The organism is Pedobacter hiemivivus, from assembly GCF_005144565.1.
In the GTDB taxonomy this organism is placed as follows: domain Bacteria; phylum Bacteroidota; class Bacteroidia; order Sphingobacteriales; family Sphingobacteriaceae; genus Pedobacter; species Pedobacter hiemivivus.
Genome location: NZ_SWDX01000007.1, coordinates 20,809 through 42,588 on the forward strand (window position 1 = coordinate 20,809; position 21,780 = coordinate 42,588).

22 protein-coding genes are annotated in these 21,780 nt (G+C 38.3%); 16 read left to right on the forward strand and 6 right to left on the reverse strand.

The features are described from left to right. Positions 1-11 precede the first annotated feature (11 nt). Genes kdsB through trpS form a run of 3 tightly spaced genes read right to left on the reverse strand, consistent with a single transcriptional unit; the run spans position 12 to position 2,400 of the window. Positions 12-740 carry a 3-deoxy-manno-octulosonate cytidylyltransferase gene (gene kdsB, locus FBD94_RS17560; RefSeq protein ID WP_131611218.1) on the reverse strand — a complete coding sequence of 243 codons (729 nt, stop codon included), beginning with the start codon at positions 738-740 and terminating at the stop codon, positions 12-14. Position 741: 1 nt separating this feature from the next. Continuing rightward, positions 742-1,356 (reverse strand): deoxynucleoside kinase, encoded by a 615-nt coding sequence (locus tag FBD94_RS17565; protein ID WP_131611219.1) that lies wholly within the window; start codon positions 1,354-1,356, stop codon positions 742-744. Positions 1,357-1,401: 45 nt separating this feature from the next. Further along, on the reverse strand, positions 1,402-2,400 hold the full coding sequence (trpS, locus tag FBD94_RS17570) for a tryptophan--tRNA ligase (protein WP_131611220.1): 999 nt from the start codon (positions 2,398-2,400) through the stop codon (positions 1,402-1,404). A 201-nt stretch (positions 2,401-2,601) separates the two neighbouring features. Here trpS and FBD94_RS17575 point away from each other — a divergent pair, with 201 nt between their 5' ends. The 6 genes from FBD94_RS17575 (at position 2,602) to FBD94_RS17600 (ending at position 5,625) form a co-directional block, all read left to right on the forward strand. Then, on the forward strand, positions 2,602-3,336 hold the full coding sequence (locus FBD94_RS17575) for a lysophospholipid acyltransferase family protein (protein ID WP_136881174.1): 735 nt from the start codon (positions 2,602-2,604) through the stop codon (positions 3,334-3,336). Continuing rightward, positions 3,333-3,623 carry an Asp-tRNA(Asn)/Glu-tRNA(Gln) amidotransferase subunit GatC gene (gene gatC, locus FBD94_RS17580; protein ID WP_136881175.1) on the forward strand — a complete coding sequence of 97 codons (291 nt, stop codon included), beginning with the start codon at positions 3,333-3,335 and terminating at the stop codon, positions 3,621-3,623. The genes FBD94_RS17575 and gatC overlap by 4 nt, the downstream gene beginning before the upstream one ends. A 53-nt stretch (positions 3,624-3,676) precedes the next feature. Then, positions 3,677-4,465, forward strand: a complete 789-nt coding sequence (locus tag FBD94_RS17585) for an ABC transporter ATP-binding protein (protein WP_131611225.1) — start codon at positions 3,677-3,679, stop codon at positions 4,463-4,465. A gap of 2 nt (positions 4,466-4,467) precedes the next feature. Next, positions 4,468-5,016, forward strand: coding sequence for a cob(I)yrinic acid a,c-diamide adenosyltransferase (locus FBD94_RS17590; RefSeq protein WP_136881176.1), 549 nt, complete (start codon positions 4,468-4,470; stop codon positions 5,014-5,016). Positions 5,017-5,147: 131 nt separating this feature from the next. After that, positions 5,148-5,369, forward strand: a complete 222-nt coding sequence (locus FBD94_RS17595) for a DUF2795 domain-containing protein (RefSeq protein WP_008240955.1) — start codon at positions 5,148-5,150, stop codon at positions 5,367-5,369. Positions 5,370-5,463: 94 nt separating this feature from the next. After that, positions 5,464-5,625, forward strand: a complete 162-nt coding sequence (locus tag FBD94_RS17600) for a lmo0937 family membrane protein (protein ID WP_131611230.1) — start codon at positions 5,464-5,466, stop codon at positions 5,623-5,625. On the opposite strand, the gene FBD94_RS17605 is transcribed toward FBD94_RS17600, so the two are convergent. Both FBD94_RS17605 and queA read right to left on the reverse strand, forming a co-directional pair. Beyond that, positions 5,626-6,309 carry a 2-C-methyl-D-erythritol 4-phosphate cytidylyltransferase gene (locus FBD94_RS17605; protein ID WP_131611232.1) on the reverse strand — a complete coding sequence of 228 codons (684 nt, stop codon included), beginning with the start codon at positions 6,307-6,309 and terminating at the stop codon, positions 5,626-5,628. 91 nt (positions 6,310-6,400) lie between these two features. After that, positions 6,401-7,450: a tRNA preQ1(34) S-adenosylmethionine ribosyltransferase-isomerase QueA gene (queA, locus tag FBD94_RS17610; RefSeq protein WP_131611234.1), complete on the reverse strand. Its 1,050-nt coding sequence runs from the start codon at positions 7,448-7,450 to the stop codon at positions 6,401-6,403. A 231-nt stretch (positions 7,451-7,681) separates the two neighbouring features. Here queA and FBD94_RS17615 point away from each other — a divergent pair, with 231 nt between their 5' ends. Then, positions 7,682-8,923 carry an ABC transporter permease gene (locus FBD94_RS17615; RefSeq protein ID WP_131611237.1) on the forward strand — a complete coding sequence of 414 codons (1,242 nt, stop codon included), beginning with the start codon at positions 7,682-7,684 and terminating at the stop codon, positions 8,921-8,923. 234 nt (positions 8,924-9,157) lie between these two features. On the opposite strand, the gene FBD94_RS17620 is transcribed toward FBD94_RS17615, so the two are convergent. Next, positions 9,158-10,351 carry a pyridoxal phosphate-dependent aminotransferase gene (locus FBD94_RS17620; protein WP_169472343.1) on the reverse strand — a complete coding sequence of 398 codons (1,194 nt, stop codon included), beginning with the start codon at positions 10,349-10,351 and terminating at the stop codon, positions 9,158-9,160. Between the two features lie 135 nt (positions 10,352-10,486). On the opposite strand from FBD94_RS17620, the gene FBD94_RS17625 reads away from it, so the two are divergent. The 9 genes from FBD94_RS17625 (at position 10,487) to FBD94_RS17665 (ending at position 21,772) form a co-directional block, all read left to right on the forward strand. Further along, on the forward strand, positions 10,487-11,464 hold the full coding sequence (locus tag FBD94_RS17625) for a cation diffusion facilitator family transporter (RefSeq protein ID WP_165503685.1): 978 nt from the start codon (positions 10,487-10,489) through the stop codon (positions 11,462-11,464). Positions 11,465-11,467: 3 nt separating this feature from the next. After that, the gene (locus tag FBD94_RS17630) at positions 11,468-11,908 is read left to right on the forward strand and encodes an NUDIX domain-containing protein (RefSeq protein WP_136881177.1); all 441 of its coding nucleotides are present in this window, start codon (positions 11,468-11,470) and stop codon (positions 11,906-11,908) included. After that, on the forward strand, positions 11,905-13,173 hold the full coding sequence (bioA, locus tag FBD94_RS17635) for an adenosylmethionine--8-amino-7-oxononanoate transaminase (RefSeq protein ID WP_136881178.1): 1,269 nt from the start codon (positions 11,905-11,907) through the stop codon (positions 13,171-13,173). The genes FBD94_RS17630 and bioA overlap by 4 nt, the downstream gene beginning before the upstream one ends. 2 nt (positions 13,174-13,175) lie before the next feature. Further along, complete coding sequence (locus FBD94_RS17640; RefSeq protein WP_136881179.1) at positions 13,176-13,784, forward strand: hypothetical protein; 609 nt, start codon at positions 13,176-13,178, stop codon at positions 13,782-13,784. A gap of 90 nt (positions 13,785-13,874) precedes the next feature. Continuing rightward, positions 13,875-14,588: a Crp/Fnr family transcriptional regulator gene (locus tag FBD94_RS17645; protein ID WP_136881180.1), complete on the forward strand. Its 714-nt coding sequence runs from the start codon at positions 13,875-13,877 to the stop codon at positions 14,586-14,588. 68 nt (positions 14,589-14,656) lie between these two features. Beyond that, positions 14,657-15,166 (forward strand): Lrp/AsnC family transcriptional regulator, encoded by a 510-nt coding sequence (locus FBD94_RS17650; RefSeq protein WP_136881181.1) that lies wholly within the window; start codon positions 14,657-14,659, stop codon positions 15,164-15,166. Positions 15,167-15,280: 114 nt separating this feature from the next. Beyond that, positions 15,281-17,344 carry a glucosidase family protein gene (locus FBD94_RS17655; RefSeq protein WP_235884545.1) on the forward strand — a complete coding sequence of 688 codons (2,064 nt, stop codon included), beginning with the start codon at positions 15,281-15,283 and terminating at the stop codon, positions 17,342-17,344. Positions 17,345-17,360: 16 nt separating this feature from the next. Beyond that, positions 17,361-19,526: an alpha-galactosidase gene (locus FBD94_RS17660; RefSeq protein WP_136881183.1), complete on the forward strand. Its 2,166-nt coding sequence runs from the start codon at positions 17,361-17,363 to the stop codon at positions 19,524-19,526. A 2-nt stretch (positions 19,527-19,528) separates the two neighbouring features. Continuing rightward, complete coding sequence (locus tag FBD94_RS17665) at positions 19,529-21,772, forward strand: glycosyl hydrolase family 95 catalytic domain-containing protein (protein WP_136881184.1); 2,244 nt, start codon at positions 19,529-19,531, stop codon at positions 21,770-21,772. The last annotated feature ends 8 nt before the right edge of the window (positions 21,773-21,780 follow it).

Consider the following 21,780-nt stretch of genomic DNA (forward strand, 5'->3'; position numbering starts at 1 on the left):
AATTGAATTGCTTACCTAATGATCTTATTCAAATCTTCGGGCGTATCTATGGCAATGGTTTCAATGGCTGTGATGCGGGTTTGAATAGTATAGCCATTTTCTACCCAACGCAATTGCTCCAGACTTTCGGCTACTTCGAGCGAAGAAGGCAGAAGCTTGGTGATTTCGTGTAGGGTAGTGGTGGTATATCCATAAATGCCAATGTGCTTATAAAACTGGTGTGCATTTAGCCATTGGTCTTTTTCTGCACTTCTGATGTAGGGTATGGTATGCCTGCTGAAATAAACAGCTTCTTGTCTGCTGTTGATCACCACTTTTGGAATGTTGTTGTTAAACAGTTCTTCTTCGGTGTGGATTTTTTTAATTAGTGTCGCCAGTTGTACATCTTCCTCCTCAAAACAAGAAACAAGTAGGTCGATTTGCTTTGGGTTGATGAATGGTTCATCGCCCTGTATATTAATTACTGTATCGAAATCTGGGAAATGTTGTGATACTTCAGCACAACGGTCTGTACCACTTTGGTGTGTACTTCCGGTCATTACAAATTCTCCACCAAAGTTTTTTACTGCTTCAGCAATGCGTTCATCATCTGTAGCTACAACCACTTTGTTTAAGCTCGTAGCTTTTAAGGCTTGTTCATAAACCCGTTGGATCATGCTTTTACCCTGAATATCAATTAAAGGCTTGCCCGGAAAACGGGTAGAGGCATAACGAGCAGGAATAATGCCTAATACTTTCATCTTAAAATAATCCGTTAATCTCCGCGTCTATAGATTGAATAATGGTGCCCAGATCTTCTGGGTTATTGCTGAAATCCAATTTATCTTTGTCCAATATTAGTAATTTACCAAGACTATAGCCTTTAATCCAGGCTTCATATTTCTCATTAAGCTTAGATAAATAATCAATACGGATACTGGTTTCGTATTCGCGGCCACGGCGTTGAATATTGTTTACCAAAGTAGGTACTGAAGCACGTAGGTATACCAGTAAGTCTGGCGGTTTAATGAAAGAAGTAACGTTCTCAAATATAGCTTTATAGTTTTGATGATCTCTGGTGGTCATTAATCCCATTTCATGCAGATTATCGGCAAATATGTAGGCATCCTCATAAATCGTTCTATCCTGAATTACATTCCTATTAAAATTCTGGATGTCTACAATTTGCTGAAAACGGCTATTAAGGAAATAGATTTGCAGGTTAAAGCTCCAACGCTTCATGTCACTATAGAAATCTTCCAGGTAAGGATTATTATCTACAGCTTCATACAAGGCTTCCCAGCCATAATTTTTCGCAAGTAGACCTGTTAAAGTCGTTTTACCGGCGCCAATATTTCCAACTATCGCTATGTGCATATCTTATTTTTGAAGAGGAGTAAGGTACTTATTTTACACTAAATGTTAAAATGATTTGAATCCAATAATCTCTCTAACTTCCTTGATGGTTTTTTGTGCACTTTCTCTTGCTTTTAAGGCACCGTGTTTGGCTACCTGACGCAAATATGAAGTGTCCTTAGACATTTCTTCAATCTTTTCGCGGATAGGCGTATTGAATACAATCATATCTTCAGCAAGTTGTTTCTTGAAGTCACCATAGCGAATTCCCATTTTATTGTATAGTCCGTCAAAATGTTCAATGGTGTCAGGGGTAGAAACAATTTTCATCAAATCAAATAAGTTCTGAATCGCTTCTGGCTTTGGCTGGTTTTCTTCTGTAGGACCACTGTCGGTTACCGCACGAGATACTTTTTTACGGATAATTTCAGGGCTGTCTGATAAGTATATACAGTTACCCTCTCCGCTTGATTTGCTCATTTTACCATTTCCATCTAAACCCGGGATCTTAACGAGATTTTGTGAGTAGTTAAATGCAAATGCCTCAGGGAAGCATTCTGTATTATACAGCCTGTTAAAACGGTTTCCGAAGGTTCTTGTAAATTCAAGATGCTGTTCCTGATCTTTACCTACAGGTACTTTTGTAGCTTTATGGATAAGAATGTCTGCTGCCATTAATGTAGGGTATGTTAATAGTCCTGCATTAACATTGTCGGGCTGAGTTCTAACTTTATCTTTAAAAGATGTGCTTCTTTCCAATTCGCCCATGTATGCATTCATATTCAGGTATAAATACAATTCTGCAACTTCTGGAACATCAGATTGAATGTAAATTGTTGTTTCTTCAGGATCTATTCCACAAGCAAGATATTCTACCAGAACATGTTTTACATAACCATGTAGATCTTGTGGAGTAGGATGAGTAGTTAATGAATGTAGATCGGCAATGAAAAAATAGCAATTATAATCATATTGCATTTTTACAAAGTTGGTTACTGCACCAAAATAATTTCCTAAATGTAATTTTCCCGTTGGACGAATACCACTAACTACCGTTTCTCTCATTTGATTATTAATTGTTAATTTGATGAAAAATCCTTGCTTTAGATTTTGAGCCTAAGCTGAAGGTAAGATTCAAGAGGCCGAAATTAATAAAAAACCCTAATTCAGCCCGCTTATAATTTCATTTTTTATCTACATGCTAAATGTTTACACGTTAATGGCAGTTTTTGAGCATATGGGCTATTTTTAGTAATTTTGAATTCAATGATCAGCAACCTCAAACAAATACATCGGGTCTATTCTGTATTTATAATTGCTATATTTTCGATATTTTTTTATCCGTTTTATTATCTGGCCGCTCAAAATCCGAAAACTTACGGCCTGTTAAATGGCTTGCGTAAGTTAAAAAGTAGACTCTGCGCATTCTTTATTGGCTTTGTTCCTCGCTTTACTTTCGAGGAGCCATTACTGTCCGGTCAAAATTATATCTACTGCTGTAATCATACTTCTAATCATGATATCATGATCCTTTGCATATTAGCACAAGGTAGATTTCATTTTATGGGAAAGGCGGAGTTATTAAAGAACCCCTTGTTGAGGATTTTTTTTAAAACTATCGATATTCCGGTAGATAGAGATAGTAAAATGTCGGCCTTTAGGGCGTTTAAACGGGCAGGGACTAACCTTGAAAACGGAATGAGCCTGATTATTTTTCCGGAAGGGAAGATTGCGGATGAACACTATCCACCAAAATTGATGCCTTTTAAAAATGGACCATTTAGATTGGCGATAGAGAAGGGGGTGCCCATCGTTGCGGTAAGCTTAACGAATGTATGGAAAACGATGTGGGATGATGGGGTAAAGTACGGTTCTGCACCGGGAATTGGTGATATTTATGTCCATAAGCCGGTTTTGACGACCAATTTGACAATAAATGACTCAGATGAGTTAAAAGACCGTATTTTTGACTTGATAAATAGTAAACTTGTTGATAAATGATTATAGATAAGCAAACCATACATAAAGTAGCAGATTTAGCAAGGATCGCGGTTAAAGAGGAAGAAATTGATGCCTTAATACCGGATATGAACAAGATTCTTACTTTTATGGAGAAGTTAAATGAGCTGGATACTAAAGGCGTGGAACCTTTGGTGTACATGAATGCGGAAGAGAATGTTTGGCGTGAAGATGAAGTAAAACAGGAGATCAGTGTAGCAGACGGTTTAAAAAACTCAGCGCTACATAATGAAGCATTTTTTCTCGTTCCAAAGATCATAGAAAAATAAGGACTGCTGTAACATTAGCATGTTCGGTGCCGTCTAACCTCAAAAGAAAAGCAATGGAGAAAGCCTCTAGCACGTCGACAGCGTCAGATAAAGCATTAATACACATTAAAAATATTGCTCGTAAATATGTCATTGGTTCTGAGGTGATTCATGCCTTGAAATCAGTTACACTCGATATCCATAAGGGAGAATTTGTAGCATTGATGGGGCCTTCTGGTTCTGGGAAATCTACCCTGATGAATATTTTAGGTTGTTTAGATACGCCAAGTAAAGGCGATTACATTCTAAATGGGACTAACGTGAGTCACATGTCGGATAACGAGCTTGCGGAAGTTAGGAACAGTGAGATTGGTTTTGTTTTTCAGACTTTTAACTTGTTGCCACGTTCTACCTCTCTGGATAATGTGGCTTTGCCTTTAATTTATGCAGGGGCTAATAAAAAAGAACGCGAGGAACGTGCGCATAAGGCGCTAGAGAACGTTGGTTTAGGAAATAGGGTAACTCATAAGCCCAATGAGCTTTCAGGCGGACAGCGACAGCGTGTGGCTGTTGCAAGGGCATTGATTAATAATCCATCTATCATATTGGCCGATGAGCCTACCGGAAACCTGGATACGAAGACTTCTATAGAGATCATGGCGCTGCTGGAGGAGATCCATAGTAAAGGGAATACGATTATTCTGGTTACACATGAGGAGGATATCGCTCAACATGCACATCGTATTGTTCGTATGCGTGATGGCTTGATTGAAAAAGACTATCTAAATACAGACATTAAAACGGTGTCGCCAAGATTGACACATCTGAAAGAGAAGGGTGCCGATTTTGAAACCATAAATTAAATATGAAGATATACACCAAAACCGGTGATAAGGGCTTGACTTCTTTAATAGGAGGCACCCGTGTACCTAAGTTTCATTTGAGAATCGAATGTTATGGTACAGTGGATGAACTGAATTCTTACATCGGACTGATCATGTGTCAGGATATTGATGCACATCATCAAAAAATGTTAAAGGAAATACAGGACCGTCTTTTTACTGTTGGAGCCGCTTTGGCTGCAGATCCTGAAAAATCAAGGATGAAGATCCCTGACCTCTATGATAATGATATCAGTTTATTGGAGAAGGAAATGGATGATATGAATGAAGTGCTGCCGGAATTGAAACATTTTGTGTTACCTGGTGGAAATACAGTTGTATCTTATTGTCATGTAGCAAGATGTATTTGCCGTCGCGCAGAGCGTTTAACCGTTCATTTAGCTTCGGAAAGCTTTGTTGACGAAAAAATGACGATTTATTTGAATCGTTTAAGCGATTATTTGTTTGTTTTGGCACGAAAGCTGAATTCAGATGCTAAAACAGAAGAAAACATCTGGATTCCGCGATTGTAATTAATGAAAATTCAAGACCATTGGACTGAAAAACGATGGGATTGAAAATAGTGGAAAAAAAATTTGTTTTGCTCAGGTTTTTTAATATACTTTTGCGAAATAAATTTGAATAACTTAATAGTATAAGAAATATGTATTGGACATTAGAACTCGCATCGCATTTGGAAGACGCTCCATGGCCTGCAACAAAAGATGAATTGATTGATTACGGTATCAGATCAGGTGCCCCAGTAGAGGTGATTGAAAATTTACAAGCTTTGGAAGATGATGGTGAGCCTTATGAAACCATAGAGGAAATTTGGCCAGATTATCCTACAAAAGATGATTTCTTCTTTAACGAGGACGAGTATTAACCTGTAACGAAATAGTAGAGGCTCCCGACAAGGGAGCCTTTTTTATTTTAAACAATTTGCAGATTTAAGTGTTCCCTTATTAAAAATAAATATTATGGGAAATTTACTTTATCTTATAGCAGTAGTGCTGGTTATATTATGGATTATTGGATTCGTTTTTCACGGGTTTGGACCTAATGTGGGTGGTTTGATTCACATTTTGTTGGTTATTGCTGTAGTTGCTATTCTACTGAAAGTAATAAATAGGGCCGCATAACTAAGGTGTTCTCTTGATCATCCTTTTTAAAATGGAGGCAATCTCCAGATCCTCAGGGTGGGTGATTTTGATGTTTTCTCTTTCACCCGCTATCAGGTTAATTTTAAATCCAGCATATTCCGCTACAGAAGCATCATCAGTGAACTCGTTTCTAAAAGGAGCCTGATATGCTTTTCTGAGTAGGTCTATCTCAAACGTTTGTGGCGTTTGTATTAGCACCAGCTCATCTCTGCTGAGCGCTTCGCTTTTGCCATTTTCCAATACTCTTCTAACAGAATCAGTAGGCGTAATGCCAATAATGCAATTGCCTGTTTCTTCAGTAACCTGGTAGGATTTGGTAATTAGCTGAACTGAAATTAATGGTCTTACTGCATCGTGAACAGCAACAATGCCTTTTCCTTTAATGGCTTTTAAGCCATTTTTTACGGAGTGATATCGCTGTGCTCCACCATTAACAACCTGATGGGGGATCGTAAAATTATACTTCAAGCAAAGTTCTTCCCAATATTTGTGCTGGTCTATATTGAGCACCAGTAAGATGTGAGGATTTAATGCACATGAATGAAATGCTGTTATTGTATGCATAAGCACAGGTTGCTTATCTAATAACAAAAACTGTTTCGGGACAGCGCTTTGCATTCTGTTGCCTGATCCGCCAGCTACTATTATTGCATAATATTTCATGTTGTATTGCATTTAAATAAAAATAGGAGATTTAAAACTTACGTTTTCAAATCTCCTATGTCTATATTCTTTAAATTGAATAGATTAATCTTTAGATGATTAACATCGCATCGCCATAGCTATAGAAACGGTACTTTTCTTTTAAAGCTACTTCATAAGCGTGTCTAACGTAATCATAACCACCAAAAGCACTTACCATCATCAATAAAGTAGATTCTGGAGTGTGGAAGTTGGTGATCATTGAATTTGCAATACTGAATTCATAAGGAGGGAAGATGAACTTACTAGTCCAGTCGTTCGCAGCCTTAAGTGTTCTTCCTGAAGAAACAGCTGATTCTATAGCACGCATTGAGGTTGTACCAACAGCACATACTCTTTTCTTGCGTTCTAATGCCTGGTTTACAATATCTGCATCTTTCTGCTCAATGATGAATTGCTCCGAGTCCATTTTATGTTTGGTCAGATCTTCTACTTCAACTGATCTGAATGTACCTAATCCAACGTGTAAGGTAACTTCTGCAAAGTTGATACCTTTCAGTTCCAAACGTTTCATTAGTTCTCTGCTAAAGTGCAAACCAGCAGTAGGAGCTGCAACAGCGCCTTCATGTTTAGCGAAAATAGTTTGGTAACGTTCTTTATCCTGAGCAGTAGCTTTACGTTTGATGTATTTAGGTAATGGTGTTTCACCTAAGATTTCGATGTTTTTTCTGAACTCTTCGTCAGTACCATCAAATAAGAAACGGATGGTACGGCCGCGAGAAGTTGTGTTGTCAACTACCTCAGCAACTAATAGATCATCATCACCGAAATATAATTTATTTCCAACACGGATTTTACGTGCAGGGTCAACTAAAACATCCCATAAACGAAGCTCTTTGTTCAGTTCTCTTAACAGAAAAACCTCAATTGTTGCACCGGTTTTCTCTTTGTTTCCGTATAAACGGGCAGGAAAAACTTTAGTATTGTTCAGAATCATAACATCCTGATCATCGAAATAATCTAAAACATCTTTAAATATTTTATGTTCAATTTTACCGCTATCCCTATGTAAAACCATTAAACGGGCTTCATCTCTATGTTCAGAAGGGTTGTTGGCAACCAATGATTCGGGTAAATTAAACTTAAATTGAGATAACTTCATAGTGTTTTAATGTGATATTTAAGGGCGCAAATTTACAAAATAATATCCTGATTAATGTATAATTCTTTTTGATGGAGCCTGTTAATGCCAATATTTTATTGTTTTCTATTGATTTGTTATTAAAAAGGTATTTTGGTGACGAAATCTGAATTTATTTTGTTCGCTTTATATTTTTTATTTTTGGAGGAATTACTGTAACCTTTTTGGGTAGTTTTGATCTAAACTACAATTATGATTATTTTCAGACTAATAGGAGAAAGTTTTAGGTTCGCAGCTGATGCATTGCGCCAAAACAAACTGAGGACCATGCTTTCCTTGCTGGGAATTACCATTGGTATTTTCGCCATCATCTTCGTTTTTACTGCAACCGATACTTTTAGAAGTAAACTCCAGGAGAGCATTGACAAATTAGGTTCTAAAACTATTTTTGTGCAAAAATGGCCTTGGGGTGGTTTTGGAGATTACCCCTGGTGGAAGTATGTAAATAGACCTGAGCCTTCTTTGAGGGATTATACCGCGCTAAAAGATAGACTGGAGCATGCAGAAGGCGTTTCTTATGAGATTTATGCGGATAGTAGAACCGTGAAGTATCGGAGTAATTCAGTTGAAGGTGCCGGGTTAAAGGCCGCTTCACAGGATTTTAACAAAACATGGACCATCGACTTTCAGGAAGGTCGGTATTTTACCGAAAATGAGGGGAAATCAGGTTCGCCTGTGATCATCCTGGGTGCCGATATTGCCGATGGTTTATTTAACGGTGAAACTGCTGTAGGTAAGAAAATATTGGTAATGGGACGCCGACTGACTGTAGTTGGGGTATTTAAAAAAGAGGGGGAAGATATGTTAGGTATGTCGCAGGATAAGAACATCTTGATTCCTTTGAATTTTGCCAAAGGATTGTTTGACGTGCAAAGTGGAAGATATGATCCTACGATTACGGTAAGAGGAAAGGAACATATTGCTGTCGAGGAGATTGAGAGTGAAATAAAGGGCGCCATGCGAGCGATACATAAAATAAGACCTGGAGCTGAGGATGATTTTGCCTTGAATAAGAGCACCATTGCATCTAATCAGCTAGATCAGATGTTTGGTATCGTAAATATTGCAGGTTGGGTAATTGGTGGCTTCTCCATTCTTGTAGGGGGCTTTGGAATTGCCAATATTATGTTTGTGTCTGTAAAAGAACGTACCAATATTATTGGTATTCAGAAATCGCTGGGAGCTAAGAATTATTTCATATTGCTACAGTTTTTGTTTGAGGCTGTTGCACTTTGTTTGCTGGGTGGTGGACTGGGGATCTTATTGGTGTATATCGTCACGTTAATCACCGGAGCTATGGGATTTACAATGATCCTGTTCTTGAATAATATTTTGTTAGGAGTAGGGGTGTCGTTTGCGATTGGAACGATATCGGGGTTCTGGCCGGCTTATTCGGCATCTCGGTTGGATCCTGTCGAAGCGATCCGCTCGTAATATGGCTGTTCTTCTCTTAAAAAATGAGCATTACAATTCAAAGGCTGGAACCTTTGGCGCTGAAGAAGCGCAAAAATTCCTAGGCCTTTTCTTCGAACGCTCATTTTTTAAACATGGCACTTCAGCATAAACTCGCTATTCTCATTGTTGGGTATATAAAAAAAGTAGGGAGCATAAAAAAAGCAGATCATAAATCATGATCTGCTTTTTTACTAGTAACAGTGTTATGTGTGCTTAGCTTAATTTAGCTAAGGCATCTTTAATTTGGCTAACAGCTTTTCTTAATTGCTCTTCTGAAGCAGCGTAAGAGATACGGATACAGTCTTCGTTTCCGAAAGCCTCACCAGTAACGGTAGATACGTGTGCCTCATTTAAAAGGTATAGAGAAAGATCTTCTGCAGTTTTGATTACATTTTCGCCATTCTTTTTACCGAAATAAGATTTTACTTCAGGGAAGAAATAAAAGGCTCCATCTGGAAGGTTTACTTTGATCCCAGGGATTTCTTTTAATAATGCGTAAACGATATCTCTACGTTTTCTGAACTCATCAACCATTAAGTGTACGGATTCTAAACCACCCATATATGCACCTAAAGCTGCACGTTGTGCAATTGAAGAGGTTCCAGAGGTGATTTGTCCTTGTAGTTTATCGCAGGCATTAGCAATCTCTTTGTTTGCAGCCATATAACCAACTCTCCAGCCAGTCATTGCATAAGATTTAGAGAAACCATTGATTAAGATTACTCTGTCTTTTATAGAATCAAATTCTGCGATTGAAGCATGTTTTCCAACAAAGTTGATGTGCTCATAAATCTCATCAGAGATGATATAGATGTTTGGATGTTTTTCAAATACCGCAACCAAATCAGCAAGTTCGGCTTTACTATAAACCGATCCTGTAGGGTTACATGGCGAAGAGAACATGAACAATTTGGTTTTAGGCGTAATTGCAGCTTCTAACTGTGCACCAGTTATTTTAAAGTTATTCTCAGCAGATGCATTGATAAAAACAGTTTCACCTTCACCAAGTTTAATCATTTCTGAATAAGATACCCAGTAAGGAGTAGGTACGATAACTTCATCCCCTGGATCAACCAGACACATTACTGCATTGGCTAGAGATTGTTTAGCGCCAGTAGAAAGTACAATTTGGTCGAACGTATAAGTTAAGCCATTTTCCTTTAAAAGCTTGTCAACAACAGCCTTACGTAATTCAGGGTAACCTGAAACCGGGGTATAGTAAGAGTAATTTTCGTCAATAGCCTTCTTGGCAGCCGCCTTCACATCATCAGGTGTAAAAAAGTCAGGCTCACCAAAGCTTAAATTGATAATGTCTATCCCTTTTGCAGATAGTTCTCTTCCTAACTTCGCCATTTTAATGGTTTGTGACTCAGATAGGTTGTTGATTCTTTTTGATAAAAATGTCATAATGATTAATGCGCAAGCAAATATTATTTTGTGAAGTAGCAAATATAGAAACCTAACGGTATTATAAACTAAAAAAAATACTTTTTATCATAATTTCATGGGTAAACTGTATTTTTGGCTGCTAAACTCAGCAATTTGCAACCTCAAAAGAAAGCCATATTAATCGCATTATGTGTAAGCGTAGTGTTAATGCTGGCTAAATTTGCCGCCTATTTTATCACACATTCAAATGCTATACTTACGGATGCTGCAGAAAGTATTGTAAATGTATTGGCCAGTAGCTTTGCATTTTATAGTATTTACCTCGCTACTTTGCCAAAGGATGAGAATCACCCTTATGGGCATGGTAAAGTGGAGTTCTTTTCTGCGTTTATCGAAGGTGTCCTAATTGCCATTGCAGGGGTTATTATTATTTTGAAGTCAGGGTACGATCTGATTTATCCTAGGCCAATTGTACAGCTTTTTGAAGGAGCAAGCATTATTGGAGTCACGGGGGTAGTTAATCTTATTGTAGGATATTACTTAATTAATACAGGAAAGAACCATAAATCAATTACACTTGAGGCGGATGGGAGGCACCTGTTAACTGATGCGATTACCAGTGGGGGATTGGTTGTAGGGATTATTTTGATTAAGCTAACGGAGATTTTTTGGTTGGATAGTGTGATTTCAATTCTTTTGGGCTTGTATATATTATTTAGCGGTTATAAGTTAACCAGACGCTCAGTAGGTGGCTTAATGGACGAAAGTAATGTTGATCTGGTAGAGAATATTATAGATATACTTCAAAAAAACAGGAAAGATCCCTGGATAGATGTACATAATTTAAGGGCGCAGCAATACGGTGCCGATCTACACATCGATTGTCACATTACCTTGCCATATTATTTCGATTTGAATAGGGTCCATCAGGAAATATCTGAAATAGATAAAACAATAAACGGTAATGCGGATCGTAAGACGGAGCTTTTTATTCATACTGATCCATGTTTGCCGGCTTGCTGTAATTACTGTCACATGAAAGAATGCCCGGTTAGGCAGGAGGATTTCAGAGCTGAAATTAAGTGGACTATAGAAAATGCAACGAAGAATTTAAAACATTTTGACCAATAAATAATGAGCTATTTTAACGTTAGGGTATACGGATTATTGATCAACACCAACAGTGAGGTATTGATTAGTGATGAGCAGTCTGGAGGACGTATTTTTAGTAAATTTCCCGGTGGCGGTCTTGAGCTTGGGGAAGGCCTCGCTGATGCACTTAAAAGGGAGTTTATGGAAGAATGTAATGCCGAAATAGAGGTGTTGGGTCATCTTTATACGACTGATTTTTATGAGCAGTCTTCATTTAACGATAGTCAGATTTTGAGCATTTATTATATGGTTAAGGCAGTACATCCATTGGAAATTAATTTTAAAACTGAGGCGTTTGACTTTGATGAGGGTTCTTTGCAGTCGTTTAGATGGATCGCGCTGGATAAGCTAAAGGAAGATGATGTGACTTTTAAAACCGATAAAACGGCAGTTGATCTGTTACTGAAACAATACGATTTATGAGTTTAGTAGCACGTGATGCGCAAGTAATTTGGCATCCATATACGCAAATGAAGAATCCTTTGCCCCACATTCCTATTGTGAGAGGAGAAGGCGTGTATCTCTTTGATGAAACGGGCAAGAAGTATATTGATGCCGTTTCTAGCTGGTGGGTAAATATCCATGGGCATGCCCATCCTTATATTGCCGCTAAGGTTGCCGAACAGCTAAATACACTTGAACATGTGATATTTGCAGGTTTTACGCATGAACCTGCAGTGCAGCTTGCCGAACGTTTATTGCCCCTGTTACCAGGAAAGCAATCAAAAGTCTTTTACAGCGATAATGGCTCTACAGCTGTTGAGGTTGCCCTTAAAATGTGTTTACAGTATTGGGTAAATACGGGTAAACAGGTTCGGAAGAAGATCATTGCATTTAAAGAAGCCTATCATGGTGATACCTTTGGGGCCATGTCTGTTAGTGGGCGCAGCATATTCACAGATCCCTTTAATCAGCTATTGTTTGATGTAGAGTTTATAGAACTGCCCAATGCTCAAAACATAGAGCAACTAAAGTCGCGGATCAACTACCTTTCTAATGAGGTTGCATGTTTTATCTTCGAACCAATGGTTCTTGGCGCCAGTGGAATGCTGATGTATGAAGCTCAATATCTTGATGAGCTTTTGGAAAGCTGCCAGAAACATGGGATTTTAACCATTGCTGATGAGGTAATGACTGGTTTTGGTCGTACAGGAAAGTATTTTTCTTGCGAAGCATTAACCAATAAACCGGATATATTTTGTCTTTCTAAAGGACTAACGGGGGGGACGATGCCAATGGGAGTAACCACATGTAACCATAAAATATTTGATGCTTTTTTAAGTGATGATAAACTTAAAACGCTATACCATGGGCATTCATTTACGGCAAATCCTGTTGCTTGCGCCGCTTCATTGGCTAGTCTTGATATTTTATTGAACCCTGAAACTCTGCTGAACATTCAAAGAGTGGAAGCGCAACATAGCGGCTTTGCAGAAAGCATTAAGGGGCACCCGAAGTTGAAAGACATTAGGCAAGCTGGAACTATATTGGCTATGGAGTGGGAAACTGGCAATGATACCTCTTATTTGAGCGGATTAAGAGATAAGTTATACTTGTACTTTTTAGAACGTGGGATTGTCTTACGGCCATTGGGCAATGTGTTATATATTTTGCCACCTTATGTAATCAGTAATGAAGATCTAGCGTATATTTACCAAACTATTTCACAGGCACTAAAAGATATATAAATATGCAGATCCAGGCAATTTTGGAGAATATAGTTAATGACAATGTGCTGCACGCTAAATGGCTAAATACGTTGTCGTACATGGAAAATGCCGGTGCAAAAAAGATTTCAGCATCAGAGCATAAAGAACAGGTGAACCTGATTATTCTTAAACATGCTGCAGAAGAACATCGCCATGCGTATTACCTGAAGAAGCAATTGGATAAGCTGGAGGGGAATTTGTGTAAAACATATACCAATGAAGAGCTTTTAAGCCCTAATCATACTAAGTTTTATCTAAATGCGTTGGATGTCGCTGTATGTAGGTATTTAAAGCAGCATTTTAATTTGGCTGGCTATGAGTTGAAATTTGCAGCTTATTTGTTTGTTACGTATGCAATTGAAGTGCGAGCGGATGAGTTGTATCCTATTTATCAAAATGTTTTAACCAGAGCGGGGAGTAAGGTGACTGTGAAATCTATCATTTTGGAGGAAGAGGGGCATTTGGAAGAGATGTTGAATCAACTTAAAACCTTCTCGCCGGATTGGGAAAAACATGCAGAATTGGTTATAAAAATAGAACAGGATATGTTTGCAGACTGGATACAGAGCTTAGGTAAGCTAGTCGCTTAGTTGTTTGTCATATTATCGTTACAAAATAAATTTTCTTTCTAGTGTGGGTTTTTTGTCCTACTATGTGTAATTTATTAAGAAAATTAACACATGAAAGAAATTAAACGCGCTACAGAGAACAAAAATTATTTATTATGTAAAACGTCAGTACGGGAATCAATTGAAGATGAGTTCAATAGTGGGGATTTAAGGGTTTCGCATAGATCAGAAGAAGAACTGATGATCATTAACGACTTTTTGAATTATTTACGCAGTTTCCTGGATTACTCAGATGCATTTTATAGTTCAATATTGCCAATGCTTGAGGTACATACTTTGGATAAAATGACCGTTTTGGCAGCGGAGGGAGAAATAGGTACAGATGCATTTTGGTTACAATCGGGCTATGGGCGTTATTTTATTCGGAAAGTTGATGGAGAAGGTTTACCCCTGGAGGTTACTATAGATTTTTGCAAACCGGGTAAAGTAATGGTGATACCTGTAAACAGTAATTTTAATTTGCAGCTGGCCCGCGGTGCGGTAATTATCCTTTTACCAAAAGATTATTTTGAAAGACTGAAGTTGAATGCTCCTGTAGTGGAAGAGCTAAGGAACAAAATTCTTGATTTTGAGAAGCAGGATTTTTTAGAAAAAATGAGTATGGTGAATATGAAACCAAGAGAAAAATACCAGGAGTTCCTAGGTTTTTTTGGGGTAGAGATTGAACAGTACTTTGCTGTAAAGCACATTGCCAGTTATTTAGGAATGCAACCCTCTTTCTTGAGCAGATTGCGTGGCGAGAATTTTAAAAGGAAATCCGAATAAAAAAGTATCTACGTACAGTTTTTTTAATTGTTGAGGTGATCTAAATTGCCCTCAACAAAAAAAACTGTATGCCTTTCAACTTAGACGAACTAGATCTCAAATTATTATCTCATTTACAAGAGAATGCACGAATCAGTGCAAAGGATATTTCAAGGAAGATTCATTTATCTCCTAACTCAGTCAGTATAAGGATAAAAAGGTTAGAAGAGAGAGGATATATTAAGCAATATGTGACGGTTTTGAACAACACAATGCTAAACAGAAAGCTCATGACCTTTACTGGAGTGCGTTTAATTCACAATAACAGCTCTAATCTGGAATCATTTATGGAGTATGTAAAGTATGTTCCTGAAATAACCAGTTGCTATCATGTAAATGGAATGTTCGATTTTTTACTGCAGATTGTAGCTACAGATATGCAGGATTATCGCGATTTTTTGATCAATACGCTAGCTAAATTTGATAATATAAGTGAGCTCAGAACATTTTTTGTGCTGAATGAAATGGGGGCTGGCCACGCGATTGATTTAACGCATTTGCGTAGCAAATTTAAGCGAGATCAAAAGCGGATGAATTAGTCTTGAGTTAGGATAACTAATGCTAAGATTGTTGATTAACTAGCCAATTGAATGCCTGAAAAAGCAATTGAAAATCTTCAAATTGCAGTAGCCAATTTGAACTTAATTAACAGTATGAGATTTTTTTTTACAAGAACAACTATTATTGCTGCAGCTTTTTGTCTTAGTCAGGCTGTATGCTATGGACAGCAGCTTGCTTTTTTGCTAAAGCAGACTGATAGATGGGTGATACAACCCAACGGAAGTATTACATGGAACATTAACAATACAGTACCACATACCGACCATATTGAAATGGCGGGCGAAAAGGTAGCTATATGGGTTGAATACGGATTGGATAGTCTTAAAAGATCTAAAATTAGCAGAACGCTTGTATTCCCAACTTTTCGGATGTTACCCGATGGGACCAGAACACACATTACTTATTCATTTCAAGACATTGAACTACCCCGGTTTTATATTAATAAGAAGTTGTTTGATTTTGCAAGCCCTAAAAGCAATAAAAAAGGAAGTATAGGATACGATATTAAAAGTATCAATCATAAAGGCATCATGCGTGTAAACGCGGAAATAGGAGAGCCTGTTTTGTGTACTATGGAGCGGAGTTTCTACCCCTCCGTTGATCAACCTATGGCCATCGAGAAATTTGTCTTTACCAATGTATCTGAAGCAGATCTTCCGATTACAATGGAATATTTGAAACGTGAGGTAAGGACCGATCCATCAAGAAGTAAAGTGCAATCGCACAGTGTAATCATGGGGACAGTAGGTGATGGAAGTCAGGTTATAAAACCTGGAGATTCTGTAACCTTTGCCGTTTATTACCTGGCTACAGATCATCCTGATCAGTTACCCGTAATTAACCCTGATGCAGAAGAGCAAAAAAGAATTGCGAGAATCGACGAGATTGAGGCACCTTTAAAATTAGAAACCCCGGATAAAGTATTGAATACAACTTTCGATTTTGCTAAGCTTAGGGCGACAGAAAGTATTTATAAAACAAAAGGAGGGTATATGCATGGACCTGGAGGTTTGGCTTATTATGCCGCTATTTGGGCCAATGATCAGGCAGAATATATCAATCCTTATTTTGCTTTTTCGGGTGATAGAATTGCTAATCTTTCAGCAATGAATGCTTACGCCTGGTTTGCTAAGTATATGAATCCGAATTATAAAGCCATCCCAAGTTCTATTGTAGCTGAAGGTGATGCGGTTTGGAAAGGTGCGGGAGACCGAGGGGATCAGGCGATGATCGCTTATGGTGCATCACGTTATGCATTAGCCAATGGCAATATAGATTCGGCCCGTAAGCTGTGGCCTCTAATTGAATGGTGTTTAGAATACAGCAAACGTAAATTAAATTCGGAAGGGGTAGCTACCTCTGATAAAGATGAACTGGAAGGCCGTTTTCCGGCAGGTAAAGCTAACTTATCTACCAATACTTTATACTACGATGCTTTGCGTTCGGCGGTGTTATTGGGACAGGCTTTAAATAAACCTAAAAGCCAGACTGATGCTTACCGTAAGGAAGCCGATGCACTAAAAGTAAATATAGAAAAGTATTTTGGTGGCAATGTAGAAGGTTTTGAAACCTATAAGTATTATGAAGGTAATGATGTACTGCGTGCATGGATTTGTCTGCCTTTAACTATGGGTATTTTTGATAGAAAACAAGGAACCATTGATGCCTTGTTCTCGCCAAAGTTGTGGACTGCAGATGGATTAGCTACGCAGGCAGGAAAGGAAACATTCTGGGACAGATCAACTCTTTATGCGTTAAGAGGCGTACTGCAAGCCGGAGAAACTGAAAAAGCAATGGATTTTATCAAATACTATTCGAGACGTAGGTTGTTGGGGGATCATGTTCCTTATGCAGTAGAAGCTTATCCAGAGGGGAATCAACGTCATCTATCGGCTGAAAGTGGCTTGTATTGCCGCATATTTACGGAAGGATTGTTTGGGATGCGCCCTGTTGCTTTCAACAGCTTTGAATGTGTGCCAAGGCTACCCAAAGATTGGAATAATATGGCTTTAAGAAATATTCATTCTTTTGGAAATGTATTTGACCTGGAAGTTGCTCGCGCTGGTAAAGATAAATTACTGGTAACCATTAAAAAGGGTGGGAAAGCTTACAGATATCAAATTAAAGAGGGAGCTACTCAATTAATTAAACTTTAATAGAAATCAATTAAACATGACAAAATATATTGCCTGTTTTCTTTTGTTTTTAGCACTTGGCAAGGATGTCAATGCGCAAAAAGAAAAGCAGATCGTTGTTGAAACTAAGAATACCTCGCTCATTTTTACCGTGTCTTCTGCCCAAAAATTATATCAAAGTTACCTGGGACAAAAGCTTATCAATCCTGCAGATCAGGATTTACTGCAATCTACTCGAAGGGAAGCTTACATTGGAGCGGGTATGGGTGATCTTTTTGAGCCTGCTATCCGTATGGTACACAGCGATGGTAATCCTTCATTGGATTTAAAGTATGCAGGGCAGAAGAGCAGTAAAGAAGACGACAATGTAACCACGACTTCTATCACGCTAAAAGATCCACAATATCCTGTAGAGGTGGTATTGCATTTCTCAGCTTATTATAAGGAAGACATTATTAAAGAATGGACAGAAATAAAGCATAACGAGAAAAAGCCGGTTACCTTGACCAATTATGCTTCTTCAATGTTGCATTTTGATGCTTCGAAATATTGGTTAAGCCAGTTTGATGGGGATTACATGACTGAAATGCGTATGAAGGAAAGTCAACTTACACCGGGTATAAAAATACTGGATAGTAAGCTTGGCACCAGAGCACAAATGTATCGCTCACCTTGTTTTTTCCTTTCTTTGAATAAGCCTTCTGACGAATCTACCGGTGAATTGATTGCAGGTACATTAGCATGGTCGGGTAATTTTCAATGTTCTTTTGAAATTGATCAGCAAAACTCGTTGCGGATGATTACTGGTATGAATCCTTATGCTTCTGAATATAAACTACAGCCTGGAAAAACCTTTGAAACTCCTGCATTTATATTCACTTACACTAAAAATGGTAAAGGTGAGGCGACCAGAAACCTGCATCGCTGGGCCAGAAATTATGGCGTATTGGATGGTAATAAGCCACGACTAACACTTTTAAATAACTGGGAAGCTACGCACATGGATTTTAACCAAGATGTATTGGTCGAATTGTTTGATGGCGCAAATAAATTGGGGGTTGATCTATTTTTATTAGATGATGGCTGGTTTGGTAATAAGTACTCGAGAGATGCGGATAAAACTGCACTAGGCGATTGGCAGGTTGACAAGAAAAAACTACCGACTGGGATTGGTTACCTGGTTAGTGAAGCCAATAAAAAGCATTTACAGTTTGGAATTTGGTTAGAGCCAGAAATGGTAAGTCCTAAAAGTGAGCTTTATGAAAAACATCCGGAATGGATATTGAAATTGCCAAACCGAGAGGAAGCCTATTCACGTAATCAATTAGTGCTTGATTTGGTAAATCCTAAAGTTCAAGATTTTATATATGATATGGTAAATGATCTGGTGACCAAGAATCCGGGGATTGCTTTTATCAAATGGGATTGTAACCGAATGCTCACCAACACATATTCTCCATTTTTAAAGGAGAATCAGGGCAATTTATTTATCGATTATAACAGAGCCTTATTTGATGTTCTTAAACGCCTGAGAGAAAAACATCCGCACTTGCCTATTATGCTTTGTGCAGGTGGCGGTGGAAGAGTTGACTATGGAGGTTTGAGATACTTTACAGAGTTTTGGCCTAGTGACAATACCGATGGTTTGGAGCGTGTATTTATCCAATGGGGATACCTTAACTTTTTCCCTGCCTTAACTGTATCTAGTCATGTGACTTCAATGGGTAAGCAATCTTTAAAGTTCCGTACCGATGTTGCGATGATGGGTAAAATGGGCTACGATATACGGGTTAAAAATTTGACGGAACAAGAGATCAAGTTCAGTAATCAGGCCGTAAAAACGTATAAAGGTATAAGTGATGTGATCTGGTTTGGTGATTTATATCGTCTGATTTCCCCTTATGAAGAGAACAGGGCCGTTTTGATGTATGCAGATCAAAGTAAAAATAGGGCAGTGCTATTTAACTATTTGCTCAATTTTAGACGTAAAGAATTTATGGGTAAAGTGCTTTTGCAAGGTCTTGATCCAATGAAAAGGTACAAAATACAAGAGATTAATCTCCTGCCTGATACCAAATCTACTCAGCCAGAGGATGGAAAAATTTATAGTGGTGATTATCTGATGAGAGTAGGGTTGAACCTTTCGGCTGGTAAGATAGCCCCTTTAACCAGTGCTGTATTTGAACTTGTTGCAGAAAAATAACTATGAACAAACGAATCGTAATCTTATTGTTGCTAGCGGGGATTTTTCAGCAGACTTTCGCGCAGATCCGGAATAAAATAAACTGGGATACTTTCATGTCCCGCAATGACATGGTGTTTGATTCCTTATCCACCAAATGGGAGGAGGGTGCTTTTTTAGGTAACGGTTTACTTGGGGTGATGGTGTATCGTGAGGATGCAAATACCTTGAGGTTTGATTTGGGTAGAACGGATGTGGTTGCGCATGAGGAAGGTATTAACGCCTCTATTGGAAGGTGCAGGTTACCTATTGGGAGATTTGTGATGGGAGTAAAGGGGGCGATTAAAAGTATCAAGTTACGTTTGGATTTGCTTAAGGCAGAATTGTCGGGGACAATCGGTACTGATAAGGGGCTGGTTCATTTCAGTGGACTTGTAGCAGCAACTAAAGATGTCATTATTTTAAATACGCGCACAGAAAAAGATGAAAAGTTAAGCTGGATCTGGAAGCCGGAACAGGCTTTAAGTCCATTTTTGGCTTTAGGAAAAGATACCGTTTCAAAATACACAGCTAATTCGCCTTATCATATTTCTAAGGAAAACGAGGTAAATTACAATTATCAGGTTTTGGCAAGTGGAGGCAGCTATACCACTGCATGGAAAAATGCTACAAATGGGAACACCAACACCTTGTTGATCACTATATCAAGTACTTATCCTAAAGATGGATCGAAGGAAGCTGCGAAGCAAGTTTTAAATTCGATAAGCCCTACAAATGTGCCCCAAATTATTGCCGCGCACAGAACACACTGGCGTAACTTTTATCAGAAGAGTTTTATTTCTGTTCCGGATAGCCGTCTGGAGAGCTTCTGGTGGATTCAGCAATATAAAATGGCTTCGGCCACCAGGGTGGGTGCCTATCCGATTGATTTAATGGGGCCATGGTACAAGATGACACCATGGCCTAAATATTGGTGGAATTTAAATATTCAGCTGACTTACTATCCGTTTTTTAGCTCTAATCATGTGGAGTTAGTTGCACCATTGATGAAGATGATCGATGATAATATTGACAATTTATCTAAAAATGCACCGCAGCCTTATCAGCATAATTCGGCGGCTTTGGGAAGGTCTGGGCCATATACTATGACTTCGGGTATTAAAGTCTTAAAGGGGAATAACGGTACTGAAAGTAGTGATGCATCAAAGGAGCTGGGTAACCTGACTTGGCTTTTGCATGTCTATTACCAGGCTTATGAGCATACCATGGACAAGAAAATCATTAAAAACCTTTACCCGGTATTAACCAAATCTGTTAATTATTATTTGAATATTATGGATAAGGAAAACGATGGTAAATACCATCTTCCTTATACTTATTCTCCCGAATATCCTAAAGGAGTTACCAGAGATGCAAATTACGACTTATCTGTATTTCACTGGGGTTTAAAAACCTTGCTGTATATCAATAAAGAACTTGGATTAAAGGATCCTCTTGCGGCCAAATGGCAAGAGGTCCTAAATAATTTAACTCCGTATCCGCAGGATAAATTGGGCTACCGTATAGGTCGTGATGCTGATTTTTCTATTTCTCATCGTCATTATTCGCACTTGTTGCAGGTTTACCCCATCTATGATGTGAACTGGGATCAGCTGGAAAACCGCGACCTGATTAAAAGATCATTAAGCCAGTGGGAAAATAATTCAGCTTCCTGGAGAGGGTATTCTTATACAGGTTCGGGTTCTATTTATGCGATGATGGGCAATGGAAATAAAACCCATCAGCTATTGAATGAAATGATGAAGGGAAAATATAGTATTAAGCCAAATACGATGTACCTGGAGGCTGGGCCGGTGATAGAAACACCGTTTTCGGCAGTAACAACCGTGAATGAGATGCTTTTGCAAAGCTGGAATGGGATAATCAGGCCATTTCCTGCTGTTCCGGATAGTTGGAAGGATGCTACATTTAATGACCTGAGTGCAAAAGGAGCTTTTTTAGTAAGTGGAAGTCGTAGAGATGGAACAACTAAATTTATAAAAGTTAAAAGTCTCGCAGGTTCTCCTTGTTTAGTTAAATCAGATTTTAAGGGTGTTGTTAAAGCCATAGGGAAGCGTCAGTTCAAGATTACACCACAGGGTAAAGGAGTAGTTGAAATTGATTTAAAAGGCGGTGAAGAGGTGGTTTTGTATATAGGAGAGAAGCCGCTTAGTTTTACGCTTGATGCTGTGAAATCGGATGGTAAAAATTACTGGGGATTGAAATGACAATTCAG

Bases quoted from the DNA above. Each gene is read 5' to 3' on its own strand.
- kdsB (WP_131611218.1), bottom strand. From the start codon at position 740: ATGAAAGTATTAGGCATTATTCCTGCTCGTTATGCCTCTACCCGTTTT.
- FBD94_RS17565 (WP_131611219.1), bottom strand. From the start codon at position 1,356: ATGCACATAGCGATAGTTGGAAATATTGGCGCCGGTAAAACGACTTTA.
- trpS (WP_131611220.1), bottom strand. From the start codon at position 2,400: ATGAGAGAAACGGTAGTTAGTGGTATTCGTCCAACGGGAAAATTACAT.
- FBD94_RS17575 (WP_136881174.1), top strand. From the start codon at position 2,602: ATGATCAGCAACCTCAAACAAATACATCGGGTCTATTCTGTATTTATA.
- gatC (WP_136881175.1), top strand. From the start codon at position 3,333: ATGATTATAGATAAGCAAACCATACATAAAGTAGCAGATTTAGCAAGG.
- FBD94_RS17585 (WP_131611225.1), top strand. From the start codon at position 3,677: ATGGAGAAAGCCTCTAGCACGTCGACAGCGTCAGATAAAGCATTAATA.
- FBD94_RS17590 (WP_136881176.1), top strand. From the start codon at position 4,468: ATGAAGATATACACCAAAACCGGTGATAAGGGCTTGACTTCTTTAATA.
- FBD94_RS17595 (WP_008240955.1), top strand. From the start codon at position 5,148: ATGTATTGGACATTAGAACTCGCATCGCATTTGGAAGACGCTCCATGG.
- FBD94_RS17600 (WP_131611230.1), top strand. From the start codon at position 5,464: ATGGGAAATTTACTTTATCTTATAGCAGTAGTGCTGGTTATATTATGG.
- FBD94_RS17605 (WP_131611232.1), bottom strand. From the start codon at position 6,309: ATGAAATATTATGCAATAATAGTAGCTGGCGGATCAGGCAACAGAATG.
- queA (WP_131611234.1), bottom strand. From the start codon at position 7,450: ATGAAGTTATCTCAATTTAAGTTTAATTTACCCGAATCATTGGTTGCC.
- FBD94_RS17615 (WP_131611237.1), top strand. From the start codon at position 7,682: ATGATTATTTTCAGACTAATAGGAGAAAGTTTTAGGTTCGCAGCTGAT.
- FBD94_RS17620 (WP_169472343.1), bottom strand. From the start codon at position 10,351: ATGACATTTTTATCAAAAAGAATCAACAACCTATCTGAGTCACAAACC.
- FBD94_RS17630 (WP_136881177.1), top strand. From the start codon at position 11,468: ATGAGCTATTTTAACGTTAGGGTATACGGATTATTGATCAACACCAAC.
- bioA (WP_136881178.1), top strand. From the start codon at position 11,905: ATGAGTTTAGTAGCACGTGATGCGCAAGTAATTTGGCATCCATATACG.
- FBD94_RS17640 (WP_136881179.1), top strand. From the start codon at position 13,176: ATGCAGATCCAGGCAATTTTGGAGAATATAGTTAATGACAATGTGCTG.
- FBD94_RS17645 (WP_136881180.1), top strand. From the start codon at position 13,875: ATGAAAGAAATTAAACGCGCTACAGAGAACAAAAATTATTTATTATGT.
- FBD94_RS17650 (WP_136881181.1), top strand. From the start codon at position 14,657: ATGCCTTTCAACTTAGACGAACTAGATCTCAAATTATTATCTCATTTA.
- FBD94_RS17655 (WP_235884545.1), top strand. From the start codon at position 15,281: ATGAGATTTTTTTTTACAAGAACAACTATTATTGCTGCAGCTTTTTGT.
- FBD94_RS17660 (WP_136881183.1), top strand. From the start codon at position 17,361: ATGACAAAATATATTGCCTGTTTTCTTTTGTTTTTAGCACTTGGCAAG.
- FBD94_RS17665 (WP_136881184.1), top strand. From the start codon at position 19,529: ATGAACAAACGAATCGTAATCTTATTGTTGCTAGCGGGGATTTTTCAG.